Here is a 12,380-nt window from a genome sequence, read left to right as displayed (position 1 = left end):
GGAATCAGATCATGACAGAAGACCTCGCCGTACTCGGCAAGAAGTCGTCCCGGCGCACGGGCGTGGAGCGCGTCGTGAATGCCCCGCTGCCCACCGTGTACGGGAAATTCCAGGCGGTCGGCTACCTGGACCACGACCGCGGTGACGAACAAGTCGCCCTGGTGCACGGTGACATCGGCACCGACCGGGTCCTGGTGCGGCTGCACTCGGAGTGCCTGACCGGGGACGCGTTCGGCTCCCAGCACTGCGAGTGCGGCGACCAGCTCGCCGCCGCGCTGCGCGCCGTCGTCGCCGAAGGCAGCGGCATCGTCGTCTACTTGCGGGGTCACGAGGGCCGGGGCATCGGGCTGCTCGCCAAGCTGCGGGCGATGGCCCTCCAGGCGGAGGGCCTGGACACGGTCGAGGCCAACCTCGCGCTCGGTCTGCCGGTCGACGCCCGCGACTACGGGGTGGCCGCCGGGATGCTGCACGACCTGGGCGTGCGCTCCGTGCGTCTGATGTCCAACAACCCGCGCAAGCGCGAGGCGTTGGTACAGCACGGCATCCAAGTCGCCGAGCAGGTACCGCTGCTGATCCCGCCGTGCGAGAGCAACATCACCTACCTGCGCACCAAGCGCGAGCGGCTCGACCACCACCTGCCCCACCTGGACGCGGTGGCGCACCTGTCCTGAGCCGGGCGGCCCGGTGCGGTACGACGGCCGGACCCGGGCCGGGACGCACCCGGCCGGGCAGCCGGAGACGGAGCGGGAAACCCGGCGGGCGACCGCCGGGATCCCCCGCCCACCTCGCCCGGAACCCGGGGCGGGGAAGCGGCCGCGGGGAATGCGCGGCCCGGCCCCGCCGGTTGACCGAGGTATGACTCAGGACACGCCGTACGACGCCGCACAGGAAGCCCTGCTCGCGCTGCTCTCGGAAAGCCGCGGCGGGGTACTGGTCACGCTCAAGCGGGACGGCCGGCCCCAGCTGTCGAACGTCGCCCACGCCTACGACCCGGACGAGCGGATCATCCGCGTCTCGCTCACCGACGACCGCGCCAAGACCCGCAATCTGCGCCGGGACCCGCGGGCGTCCTACCACGTCACCAGCCCGGACCGGTGGGCCTACACGGTCGCCGAGGGCACCGCGGACCTGTCACCGGTCGCCGCGGACCCGTACGACGAGACCGTCGAGGAACTGGTACGCCTCTACCGGGGCATCCTCGGCGAGCACCCCGACTGGGACGACTACCGCGCCACCATGGTCCGCGACCGCCGCCTGGTGCTCCGCCTGCCGGTGGACCGGGCCTACGGCATCCCCAAGGGCGCCGCCGGCGGGTGAGACGGAAGCGGGGCCGGGGCGGCGCCCGTACCCGTACGGCCCTCGATCGCCCGCAGGACCGCCACCATGTCCTGGCCGCCGTGCCCGAGCGACACCGTCTCCTCGAACAGGGCGTGGCACACGTCGAGCAGCGGTGAGGCGGTGCCGGACGCGCGTGCGGCCTCGGCGATCAGCCGGTTGTTCTTCAGCACGTCGAGGGCGGCGGCCTGGACGTCGAAGTCCCCGGACAGCAGCTTGGGCGCCTTCATCCGGGAGACCGCGCTGGCCATCGGGCCCGCGTCGAGGACGTCGAGGAACAGGCGCGGGTCGAGCCCCTGCCGCTCGGCGAAGTGGAACGCCTCGGTGAGCCCGGTCACCAGCGTGATCAGGAACAGGTTCACGGACAGTTTCGTGAGCAGCGCGCCCGGTGCGGGGCCGCACACGAACGTCTCCCGGCACAGGGGAGCGAGCAGCGGTCGTACGGTCCGCACGGCCCGCTCGTCACCGGCCAGCATCGCCACGAGCCGGCCGTCCTCCGCCGGTACGCGGGAGCCGGAGACGGGCGCCTCGACATAGCGGCCGCCCGCGTCCCGTACGTGGGACTCCAGTGCGCGCGAGTAGGCGGGCGAGGTGGTGCCCATGTGGACGACCACCCGCCCGGCGACGCGCACGGCGAAGTCCGGCCCGCCGCGGTCCAGGGTCGCGTCGGTGGCGTCGTCGTCCGCCAGCATCAGGAGCACCACGTCCGAGCGGGCGAACACCTCGCCGGGGTCCGCCGCGACCCGGGCGCCGGCCGCGCGCAGGGGAGCGGTACGGGAGGCCGTGCGGTTCCACACGGTGAGGGGAGTGCCGGAGCGGGCCAGCCGGAGCGCCATGGGCTGCCCCATGACTCCGAGACCGATGAAGCCGACGTTCACGAGGACCGCCCTGAGATCGAGACTGGGCTATGACAGCGGTCATAGTAGCGCCGCTCATGACGGCGGTCATAGGGTGGGGCGCGAGACGCGTACGGAGCCGGGAGGCCGACGATGACGGGCACCGAGCGGGGGCCGCGCGAGCGGATGGTGTTCAGCGCGGCCCAGCTCATCCGGCGTGACGGCGTGGGCGCGACGGGGATGCGGGAGGTGGCCGCCCATGCCGGGGCGCCCCGCGGATCCCTCCAGCACTACTTCCCGGGCGGCAAGGAGCAACTGGTCAACGAGGCCGTGGCGTGGGCCGGCCGGTACGCGGGGCGGCGCGTCGCGCGCTTCATGGCGGGCATGGCCGAGCCCACGCCGGGCGGGCTGTTCGCCGCGATGGTCGGGCAGTGGACCGACGAGTACGAGACGGCCGGCTCCCTGTCGGGCTGCCCGGTCGCCGCTGCGACGGTGGACTGCGCCTCGACCCGCTCCTCCACCCGGGAGGCGACCGCCGCCGCGTTCACGGCCTGGCGGGCGCCGGTCGCCGAGGCGCTGACAAGCATGGGCGTACCGTCCGAACGGGCCGAGCCCCTGGCCACCCTGATGATCAGCTCCCTGGAAGGCGCGATCATCCTCTCCCGCGCCGAGGGCGACGTACGCCCCTTGCGGACGGTGGCCCGCGAACTGGCCCCGCTCCTGGACGCGGCCGCGGCCCGCTGACCGCGTCCCAGCCGCCCCCGGACCGCGGCACGGCGTCTCGAAGCTCCGGCAGTACCCGACGGCGGCGCGACACCCCGGAATCCGCGGCGCCGCGACCCGCGAGCGTGCCCCCGGTCCCTGGCGGCGCGGCGGCCCGCAGGTCCGGGCGTGCGGGCGCGGCGGGCCGGGCTCAGGTCTTCTTCAGCTCGTTCGTCGGGGTCGTCGCCTCCACCGCGTGGCCGCCGAACTGGTTGCGCAGGGCCGCGACCATCTTCATCTGGGGGGAGTCGTCCTGACGGGAGGCGAAGCGGGCGAAGAGGGCGGCGGTGATCGCCGGCATCGGCACGGCGTGGTCGATGCCCGCCTCCACCGTCCAGCGGCCCTCGCCGGAGTCCTCCGCGTAGCCGCGCAGCTTCTTCAGGTGCTCGTCGTCGTCCAGGGCGTCGACGGCGAGGTCCAGCAGCCAGGAGCGGATGACGGTGCCCTGCGTCCAGGAGCGGAACACCTCACGCACGTCGGTGACCGAGTCCACCGACTCGAGGAGCTCCCAGCCCTCGGCGTAGGCCTGCATCATCGCGTACTCGATGCCGTTGTGGACCATCTTCGCGAAGTGCCCCGCGCCCACCTTGCCCGCGTGCACGAAGCCGTACGGGCCCTCCGGCTTGAGCGCGTCGAAGATCGGCTTCAGCCACCGGACGTGCTCCTCGTCGCCGCCCACCATCAGCGCGTAGCCGTTCTTCAGCCCCCACACGCCTCCCGAGACGCCCGCGTCGACGAAGCCGATGCCCCGCGCGTGCAACTGCTTGGCGTGCTTCTCGTCGTCCGTCCACCGGGAGTTGCCGCCGTCGACGACGATGTCGCCGGGCTTGAGCAGGGTCGCCAGCTGGTCGATGGCCCCCTGGGTGGCCGCGCCGGCCGGCACCATCACCCAGACCGTGCGCGGCGCCTCCAGCCGGTCCACGAGCTCGACCAGGCCGTCCACGTCGGACAGCTCCGGATTGCGGTCGTAGCCCACCACGGTGAGGCCGGCGTGGCGGAGGCGTTCCCGCATGTTGCCGCCCATCTTGCCGAGGCCGACGAGACCCAACTGCATCGATGCCATCTCAGCTCACTTCCTGGATGTCGGACATTCAGACGGTCTCCTTGGCGCCCTCGCCGCGCAGCGCGACGGCGTACATCTCGTCGGCGTCGAGGCGGCGCAGTTCCTCGGCGATGAGCTCGGACAGAGGACGGACCTTCAGGGCGAGGGTGCGCGGCGGCTGGCCCGGCAGGCTCAGCGTGGCCAGCGGGCCCTCGGGCCTGTCGATGACGATCTCTCCGTTGTCGGTGCCCAGCCGTACGGCCGTGACGACCGGGCCGGCGGTCACCACGCGGTCCGCCCTCACGCCGAGCCGGGCCTCCAGCCAGCGGGCCAGCAGCTCCGCGCTCGGGTTGTCCGCCTCGGCCTCCACGGCCGCCGAGGTCACCCGCACCCGGGCCTGGTCCAGGGCCGCGGCCAGCATCGAACGCCAGAGGGTGAGCCGGGTCCAGGCGAGGTCGGTGTCGCCGGGAGCGTAGGTACGGGCGCGCGCCTGCAGGATCTCCAGCGGGCGCTCCACGGCGTACAGGTCGGTGATCCTGCGCTGCGCCAGCCTGCCCAGCGGATCCTGCGCCGGGTTCCCGGGCGCGTCCACCGGCCACCAGACGACGACCGGCGCGTCCGGCAGCAGCAGCGGCAGCACCACCGAGTCGGCGTGCTCGGACACCTCGCCGTAGGTGCGCAGCACGACCGTCTCGCCCGTACCCGCCTCGGAGCCCACCCGTACCTCCGCGTCCAGCCGGGAGTGCGTGCGGTCGCGCAGGGTGCGGACGTGCCGCCTGATGACGAGCAGGGTGCGCGAGGGGTGCTCGCGCGAGGCTTCCTCGGCGGCCTTCAGCGAGTCGTAGGCGTTCTCCTCGTCCGTGACGATCACCATCGTCAGGACCATGCCCACGGCGGGGGTGCCGATGTCGCGGCGGCCCCGTACCAGCGCGTTGTTGATCTCTCCTGCGGTGGTGTCGGTCAGGTCGATCTTCATGGCCTGCGCCAGCTCCGTCCGTCTCGTGCGAGCATCTCGTCGGCTTGCGGCGGACCCCAGGTGCCCGCCGGGTACTGCGCCGGCCTTCCGTGGTCGTCCCAGTACGCCTCCACCGGGTCGAGGATCTTCCACGACTCCTCGACCTCCTGGGGGCGCGGGAACAGGTTCGCGTCGCCGAGCAGTACGTCCAGGATGAGGCGTTCGTACGCCTCCGGGCTGGACTCCGTGAAGGACTCGCCGTAGGCGAAGTCCATCGTCACGTCCCGGATCTCCATGGAGGTGCCCGGCACCTTCGAGCCGAACCTGACCGTCATGCCCTCGTCCGGCTGGACGCGGATCACGATCGCGTTCTCGCCCAGCTCCTCGGTGGCGGTGGAGTCGAAGGGGGAGTGCGGGGCCCGCTGGAAGACGACCGCGATCTCGGTGACCCGGCGGCCCAGGCGCTTTCCGGCGCGCAGATAGAACGGGACACCGGCCCAGCGGCGGTTGGCGATCTCCAGGCGCAGCGCCGCGTACGTGTCGGTCCTCGACCGTGGGTCGATGCCGTCCTCCTGGAGGTAGCCGACGACCTGCCCGCCGCCCTGCCAGCCCTTCGCGTACTGGGCGCGCACGGTGTGGGCGCCCAGGTCCTCGGGCAGCCGCACCGACTTCAGCACCTTGAGCTTCTCGGTGAGCAGCGCCTCGGCGTCGAAGGCGATGGGTTCCTCCATCGCGGTGAGCGCCATGAGTTGCAGCAGGTGGTTCTGGATGACGTCGCGGGCGGCGCCGATGCCGTCGTAGTAGCCGGCGCGGCCGCCGATGCCGATGTCCTCGGCCATGGTGATCTGGACATGGTCCACGAAGGACCGGTTCCAGACTGGCTCGTACATCTGGTTGGCGAAGCGCAGGGCCAGGATGTTCTGGACGGTCTCCTTGCCCAGGTAGTGGTCGATGCGGAAGACCTGCTCCGGGTCGAAAACCTCGTGCACGATCCGGTTCAGCTCCCGGGCGCTGGCGAGATCGTGACCGAACGGCTTTTCGATGACCGCACGCCGCCAGGAGTCCCGCGGCCCCTCCGCCAGCCCGTGCTTCTTCAGCTGCTTCACGACCTTGGGGAAGAACTTCGGCGGTACGGAGAGGTAGAAGGCGAAGTTGCCGCCCGTGCCGCGGGAGGAGTCCAGGTCCTCCACCGCCGCGCGCAGGTGCTTGAACGCCGTGTCGTCGTCGAAGTCGCCGGGGACGAACCGCATGCCCTCGGAGAGCTGCTGCCAGACCTCCTCGCGGAACGGGGTGCGCGCGTGCTGCTTGACGGCGTCGTGCACCACCTCGGCGAAGTCCTGGTCCTCCCAGTCCCGCCGGGCGAAGCCGACCAGGGAGAAGCCCGGGGGCAGCAGTCCGCGGTTGGCCAGGTCGTAGACGGCCGGCATCAGCTTCTTGCGGGACAGGTCCCCGGTGACGCCGAAGATCACCAGCCCGGACGGCCCCGCGATCCGCGGCAGCCGCCGGTCCCGGGGGTCACGCAGCGGATTCACCCAGTCGGCGGCCGCCCCCACCGGCACCCGCACACCGGGCGCCCGGTCCTTCTTGGAGCCGGGGGCCGCGGTCTCAGTGGGGGCGCGGGTCTCAGTGGGGGTGGCGGCAGCGGGCGTCGCGCTCCCAGCGGGGGCTGCCCCGGCGTTGGCCGCGGTCTCAGGGGTGGCGGCAGTGGGGGCCGCGGTCTCAGTGGAGGCTGCGGCAGTGGGTGCTGCGGTCTCAGTGGTGGCGGCAGTGGGGGCCGCGGTTCCAGTGGGCGCGGCGGGAGCGGGGGCCGCGGTCTCAGGGGTGGCGGCAGCAGCGTGGGCCGCGGTCCCCGCGGGGGCCGCCGCCCCCGGCCCCGGCGTCCGGGTGTGCGTCGCCGCCGGTGCCCCGCTGTCCGTGGGGCCGGCGCTCGGGGGCGTGGGCTTCGCGGCCGCGGTGGGTGCCCGGCCGCGGGCGGCCGGTGGGCCGGAGTCCGCCGCACGGGAGGCATGCGCCGCCGCCTCGGTGGGCTTCTTGCTCATTCCGCGTCAACTCCCTTGCTGTCGAGGGGCCTGGCCACCGCGTCCGGCGGATCGCCCTGCGGCCGGTGATCACCGTGTCCGGCGCGCCCGGTTCGTCCGTCTGCGAGGTGTCCTCGTAATACAGGGTGTCCTCGTACGGGGGATCCCTCACCTCGATCCGCGGATCCGCCCGCGCCCACGGGCGGACCGGGGCTCCGGGACTGTCGCGGACAGGACCGCTCCGGTCACAGTGAGCGTCTTCCATGCCCCGTTCGGATCATGCACGCGACGTGCGGGCACCGGCGACAAACGGCCCCGGATCACGCCTCCGCCCCGCGACGCGCCCTCGCCCACGAAACGCCACCGGGGCCCCACGCGTGTGCGTGGAGCCCCGGTGGCCGGTCCAGTGCGCCGGTCAGTGACCGAAGTCGAACCAGTTGACGTTCACGAAGTCCGCCGGCTGGCCGCTGCTGAAGGTGAGGTACACGTCGTGGGTGCCGGTCACCGGACTGATGTTCGCCGGGACCGTCGTCCAGGACTGCCAGCCTCCGGTGCTGGCCAGCGCGAAGCTGCCGACGGGGGCGTTGCCGCGATTGTCCAGGCGTACCTCGACCAGTCCGCTGACCCCGGGCGCCGCGCCGCTGGCGACCCGCGCGTAGAACTGCCGGGCCGCGGTGGAGCCGAAGTTCACGCCCTTGTAGAGGACCCAGTCGCCGTTCGCGATGGCGCCGATGTTCTGGCCGCCGCCGGTGTCGGTGGTCGTCTCGGTGATGACGCCGTTCTGGCTGTCGTAGGACTCGGCCTGGATGGGGCTGTAGGCGTCCCGGTTGCCGGACGGCGGAGGTGTGGTACCGCTCCCACCGCCGGAGGACTGGAGCACCTGCACGTAGTCCACGGTCATCGGGTGGCCGGGGTCGGTGCCGCTGTCCGGGCCGCCGCCGAACGCGCCGGGGAAGCCGCCGCCCATCGCCACGTTGAGGATGACGAAGTACCCGTGGTTGGTGGCGTTGGCCCAGGTCGCCGCGTCCATGTCGCTGGACCGCACGGTGTGGAAGTTGACGCCGTCGACGTAGAAGCGGATCTGCTCGGGGCTGGTCGACCTGTCCCACTCCATGGCGTACGTGTGGAACCCGGCCTGGCAGGTGCTGCCCGTGCACGAGGTCGAACCGCCGAGGCCCGTCGTCTCCTTGCACGGCCCGTCGGGGTTGGTGCCGCAGTGCATGGTCGCCCAGTTGGTGTTGAGACCCTGGACGTTCTCCATGATGTCCAGCTCGCCGACGCCGGGCCAGTTCCAGTAGTTGCCGCGGAAGGGCGCGCCCAGCATCCAGAAGGCGGGCCAGTACCCCTTGGCGGCGGCGCCGGTGACGTTGGGCATCTGGACGCGGGCCTGCACGCGCAGCTTGCCGCCGGCCGGCGGCTGGAAGTCGGTGCGCTTGGTCTCGATGCGGCCCGAGGTCCATTTGCCGGCGCCGTCCCGGCGCGGCGTGATGAGCAGGTTGCCGTTGCCGTCGAGGGCGACGTTGCTGGTGCTGGACGTCATCGTCTCGATCTCGCCGGTACCCCAGTTGGCGGCGCCGCCCGGGTAGGAAGTACCGGTGTCGTACTGCCAGTTGGAGGTGTTGACGCCACTGCCGGCCGGGCCGTCGAACTCGTCGAGGAAGACCTGGGTCCAGCCCGACGGGGGCGCGGGGGCGGAGGCGTTCGCGGGCAGGGTCCCGACGGTGGCGGCGGCCGCCGCCAGGCCGAGCGTGCCGAGGGCGGCGACGAGCGCGCGCCGCACGGAACGTCTGCGACGGGTGGCGGCGGGCGTGACGGGGGGTTCACTCATGGGGGGTGCCTCTCGGGTACGGAGTGGGGGTGCTCGATGCCGTGCTCGAACGTGTACGGGGAGGTCTTGAGAGTGCGCTGCGGGGAGGTCCTGAGAGCGCTCTCATCGATGTGTGCGCGGCCAATGTGCCCCCGGGCTCCGCCACCGTCAAGAGTTAAAACGAAGAAAGTCCTTGCGTGGAACGGGAGTTCAAGGCTTCACCCCAACAGAAGGGACGTCCGACGTGTCCCCGCCCCGCCTCGCCGCCTCCGGGGGCGGGGCGGGACGTAGGGTGCAGGCGTGAGGCTGACGATTCTGGGCGGCGGCGGATTCCGTGTGCCGCTGGTGTACGGGGCACTGCTCGCCGACCGCGCCGAGGGCCGGGTCACCGAGGTCGTCCTGCACGACCTGGACGCCGGGCGGCTGTCCGCGGTCGGCAGGGTGCTGGCCGAACAGGCCGCCGGGGTACCGGACGCACCGGTGGTGCGGGCCACCACCGACCTGGACGAGGCCCTGCGCGGCGCCGACTTCGTGTTCTCCGCCATCCGGGTCGGCGGCCTGGAGGGGCGCGCGCAGGACGAACGGGTGGCGCTCGCCGAGGGGGTGCTCGGCCAGGAGACGGTCGGCGCGGGCGGCATCGCCTACGGACTGCGCACCGTGCCCGTCGCCGTCGAGATCGCCCGTCGGGTGGCCCGGCTGGCGCCCGACGCCTGGGTCATCAACTTCACCAACCCGGCCGGACTGGTCACCGAGGCCATGTCCCGGCATCTCGGCGACCGGGTGATCGGCATCTGCGACTCGCCGGTCGGCCTCGGGCGGCGAGTCGCCCGCGTGCTCGGCGCGGACCCGGGGCGGGCGTGGATCGACTACGTAGGCCTCAACCACCTCGGCTGGGTGCGCGGACTGCGTGTGGCCGGCCGCGACCAACTCCCGCGCCTGCTCGCCGACTCCGAACTGCTCGGCTCCTTCGAGGAGGGCAGGCTCTTCGGCGCGGACTGGCTCCGGTCGCTGGGCGCGATCCCCAACGAGTACCTGCACTACTACTACTTCAACCGCGAGGCCGTAGAGGCTCACCGGGGGCCGGGGAAGACCCGCGGTGCCTTCCTGCGCGACCAGCAGGCCGGGTTCTACGAGGAGTTGCGGGACCCGAAGGCCGCCGCCCTCCCGGCCTGGAACCGCACGCGGGCCGAGCGCGAGGCCACCTACATGGCGGAGAACCGCGAGACGGCGGGGGCGGGGGAGCGGGAGGCCGACGACCTCTCCGGCGGCTACGAGAAGGTCGCCCTCGCCCTGATGCGGGCCATCGCACGCGACGAGCGCACCACGCTCATCCTCAACGTCCGCAACCGGGGCACCCTTTCGGTGCTGGACACGGAGGCCGTCATCGAGGTGCCCTGCCTGGTCGACGCCGGCGGCGCGCACCCGGTCTCGGTGGATCCGCTGCCCGGGCACGCGACCGGACTGGTCTGCGCGGTCAAGGCGGTCGAGCGCGAGGTGCTCGCCGCGGCCGGGTCGGGCTCCCGCGCGACGGCCGTGAAGGCCTTCGCGCTGCACCCGCTGGTCGACTCCGTGAACGTGGCCCGCCGCCTCGTCGACGGCTACCTCGCCGTCCATCCGGGCCTGGCGTACCTCAAATAGAGCGCCGGGCGGTCGGTCGCTCCCCCGTAGTGCGACCGACCGCGCCGTCCCCCGTTCCCCCGGTGGTCCCCCGTTTTCCCCGTTCCCCCCACCCTTGAGAGTCGCTGGTCGGGGCCCTGATACACCCCGGGCGGAAAATTTCCGGAAGAAGTTCCGGACGACGTCCCGCGCGGGGTGTCAGGCGCGGGCGCTCAGCCCGTGAAGCCCGCGGTGATGGAGGTGAACTGCCAGTTGTTCTGGCTGATGCCGGAGCAGTTCTCCGCCACGCCGCCGCCCGGGCACGGCCGGTCGCGGTTGACCGACCAGAAGGCGAGCCGGGCGATGTGGTGGCTGTTGGCCCAGTCGCGGACACTCGTCCAGATCGCCGTGGTCGTGTTCTCCTGCTGGTCGGACAGGCCGTTCATGCCGGAGATGCCGATGTGGGAGTAGGCGGTGGCGTCGTCCCAGCCGAAGGTCGACTTCAGCTTGGCCTTCAGGCCCTCGGCCGCGTTCACCGTGTTGCCGTACATGTCCGCACCGCCGCCGAAGTCGAACGGCATGATGGTGAAGACGTCGATGTCCGCGTTCAGCGACTTGGCCTGCTCGATGAGCCGGTTGCCGTAGTAGGTGGGCCCGGTCGTCGAGGTGCCGAAGGTCACGATCGTCTTCAGGCCGGGGTTGTTGGCCTTGACGGTCTTCAACGCGGTGAGGATCTTGGCCTGCACGGCCTCGTTCTCGAACTCGTCAGAGTTCTCGATGTCCATGTCGATCGCCTTCAGGCCGTAGGCGCTGATCACCTTCTGGATCGCCCCGGCGAGCGCGCTGGCGGAGGAGCAGTTGGCGCCGAGCTTGTTGCCGCTCCAGCCGCCGAACGAGGGGACGATGTCGCCGCCCGCCGAGCGGATCTGGTTGATGGCGGTCTGGTCGACGCCACCGGTCAGCGGGCGCTGGCTGTCCCAGGACGGGGTGCAGCCGCCCGAGTCGAGCACGAACGCCATCGTGAACCACTTGATGCCGGTCGCGCTCATCACCGAGGTGGGGCTCGGCGGGCTGCCCCAGCCCTCGTACAGATACGGAGCCGCCTGCTTGAAGCCGCTGGTGCCGCCGCCGCTGCCGGCGTCCGTGGTGACCGTGACGGCGTTCGAGGCGCCGGAGACGTTCCCGGCGGCGTCGCGCGCCTTGACCGTGAAGGTGTAGGAGGTGCTGGGCGACAGGCCGTTCACCGTGGCCGTCGTACCGGAGACGCTCAGCACCTGGCCGGAACCGCTGTAGACGTCGTACGCCGTCACACCCACGTTGTCCGTGGCCGCGTTCCACTTGAGCGACACGCTGGAGGACGTCTTGCCGGTGGAGGTCAGGCCCGTCGGCGCGGTCGGCGCCTGGGTGTCGCCGCCACCGCCGCCGGGGCCGTCCAGGCTGATGTCGTCGGCGTAGTAGGTGCCCTGCGCGTACCAGCCGTGGACGTAGACGTTCGCGCTGGTCTGGCCGGCGCCGGTGGTGAAGGAGACCGTCAGCTGGCTGTACGCCGACGGGGACGAGGTCCAGGTCGAGGCGCCGCCGTCGACGCCGAGGTAGACGTAGGAGCCGCGCACCCAGCCGCTGAGCTTGTACGTCGTGTTCGGCTGGACCGGGACGGTCTGGCTGCACTGGGCGGTGTCGCTCGACGTCACCGCGCCGGCTAGGGCCTTGGAGCCGCCGTGCACGGGGGAGGAGACGACCGAACCGAGGTTGCCGGTGCAGGTCCAGGGGGAGAGGCCGCCCGACTCGAAGCCGGGGTTGTTCAGGATGTTGGCCGCGTGGGCCGTGCCGGGCAGGGCGATGGCACCGGCAAGCGCCAGGGCCGCGGAGCCGAGCAGGGCGAGGAGCCGACGTCCGGGACGTCTCAGTGTGTCGCGCACGCTATCTCCCTGAAGATATGGGGGCGTTCGGGAGGTGCAGAGATGCAGTGGGATGCACGGCGAGACCGTGCGGGAGGTGCGCAACCAAGTTGGTATGGACCAATCCGGGT

10 protein-coding genes are annotated in these 12,380 nt (G+C 72.1%); 4 read left to right on the top strand and 6 right to left on the bottom strand.

Translation table 11 applies throughout. The features are described from left to right. Positions 1-11 precede the first annotated feature (11 nt). Together ribA and ACIP4X_RS24850 are read left to right on the top strand one after the other, a co-directional pair. Positions 12-671 carry a GTP cyclohydrolase II gene (gene ribA / locus ACIP4X_RS24855; protein ID WP_358731704.1) on the top strand — a complete coding sequence of 220 codons (660 nt, stop codon included), beginning with the start codon at positions 12-14 and terminating at the stop codon, positions 669-671. A 184-nt stretch (positions 672-855) separates the two neighbouring features. After that, entirely contained in the window at positions 856-1,317 is a 462-nt protein-coding gene (locus ACIP4X_RS24850) for a PPOX class F420-dependent oxidoreductase (RefSeq protein WP_358731706.1), read from the top strand. Here the strand turns inward: ACIP4X_RS24850 and ACIP4X_RS24845 are convergent. Then, positions 1,284-2,213 (bottom strand): NAD(P)-dependent oxidoreductase, encoded by a 930-nt coding sequence (locus ACIP4X_RS24845; protein ID WP_401350653.1) that lies wholly within the window; start codon positions 2,211-2,213, stop codon positions 1,284-1,286. The genes ACIP4X_RS24850 and ACIP4X_RS24845 overlap by 34 nt on opposite strands. Positions 2,214-2,324: 111 nt before the next feature. Between ACIP4X_RS24845 and ACIP4X_RS24840 the strand changes: the two genes are divergently transcribed. Further along, a complete protein-coding gene (locus ACIP4X_RS24840; protein ID WP_401350650.1) occupies positions 2,325-2,915 on the top strand; it encodes a TetR/AcrR family transcriptional regulator in 591 nt (196 codons plus the stop codon). 169 nt (positions 2,916-3,084) lie between these two features. Here the strand turns inward: ACIP4X_RS24840 and gnd are convergent, their stop codons facing one another. The 4 genes from gnd to ACIP4X_RS24820 all read right to left on the bottom strand — a co-directional run bounded on the left by gnd (position 3,085) and on the right by ACIP4X_RS24820 (position 8,776). Next, a complete protein-coding gene (gene gnd / locus ACIP4X_RS24835; protein ID WP_401350742.1) occupies positions 3,085-3,987 on the bottom strand; it encodes a phosphogluconate dehydrogenase (NAD(+)-dependent, decarboxylating) in 903 nt (300 codons plus the stop codon). 37 nt (positions 3,988-4,024) lie between these two features. Then, the gene (gene opcA / locus ACIP4X_RS24830) at positions 4,025-4,951 is read right to left on the bottom strand and encodes a glucose-6-phosphate dehydrogenase assembly protein OpcA (RefSeq protein ID WP_358731711.1); all 927 of its coding nucleotides are present in this window, start codon (positions 4,949-4,951) and stop codon (positions 4,025-4,027) included. Continuing rightward, positions 4,948-6,495, bottom strand: coding sequence for a glucose-6-phosphate dehydrogenase (gene zwf, locus ACIP4X_RS24825; RefSeq protein WP_391458615.1), 1,548 nt, complete (start codon positions 6,493-6,495; stop codon positions 4,948-4,950). The genes opcA and zwf overlap by 4 nt, the downstream gene beginning before the upstream one ends. 868 nt (positions 6,496-7,363) lie before the next feature. Next, positions 7,364-8,776, bottom strand: coding sequence for a glycoside hydrolase family 16 protein (locus ACIP4X_RS24820; RefSeq protein ID WP_358731713.1), 1,413 nt, complete (start codon positions 8,774-8,776; stop codon positions 7,364-7,366). Between the two features lie 279 nt (positions 8,777-9,055). Here ACIP4X_RS24820 and ACIP4X_RS24815 point away from each other — a divergent pair, with 279 nt between their 5' ends. Next, a complete protein-coding gene (locus ACIP4X_RS24815; RefSeq protein WP_401350647.1) occupies positions 9,056-10,393 on the top strand; it encodes a 6-phospho-beta-glucosidase in 1,338 nt (445 codons plus the stop codon). Positions 10,394-10,584: 191 nt separating this feature from the next. Here ACIP4X_RS24815 and ACIP4X_RS24810 read toward each other — a convergent pair whose 3' ends face one another. Continuing rightward, on the bottom strand, positions 10,585-12,270 hold the full coding sequence (locus ACIP4X_RS24810; protein ID WP_401350644.1) for a carbohydrate binding domain-containing protein: 1,686 nt from the start codon (positions 12,268-12,270) through the stop codon (positions 10,585-10,587). Between the last annotated feature and the right edge of the window lie 110 nt (positions 12,271-12,380).

The sequence above is a fragment of the Streptomyces sp. NPDC088817 genome, assembly GCF_044750345.1.
GTDB lineage: Bacteria > Actinomycetota > Actinomycetes > Streptomycetales > Streptomycetaceae > Streptomyces.
This window is presented reverse-complemented; position numbering and strand designations above follow the sequence as displayed.

Coding starts and splice junctions, on each gene's coding strand:
- opcA (WP_358731711.1), bottom strand. CDS start 4,951: ATGAAGATCGACCTGACCGACACCACCGCAGGAGAGATCAACAACGCG.
- ACIP4X_RS24820 (WP_358731713.1), bottom strand. CDS start 8,776: ATGAGTGAACCCCCCGTCACGCCCGCCGCCACCCGTCGCAGACGTTCC.
- ACIP4X_RS24840 (WP_401350650.1), top strand. CDS start 2,325: ATGACGGGCACCGAGCGGGGGCCGCGCGAGCGGATGGTGTTCAGCGCG.
- gnd (WP_401350742.1), bottom strand. CDS start 3,987: ATGCAGTTGGGTCTCGTCGGCCTCGGCAAGATGGGCGGCAACATGCGG.
- ACIP4X_RS24850 (WP_358731706.1), top strand. CDS start 856: ATGACTCAGGACACGCCGTACGACGCCGCACAGGAAGCCCTGCTCGCG.
- ribA (WP_358731704.1), top strand. CDS start 12: ATGACAGAAGACCTCGCCGTACTCGGCAAGAAGTCGTCCCGGCGCACG.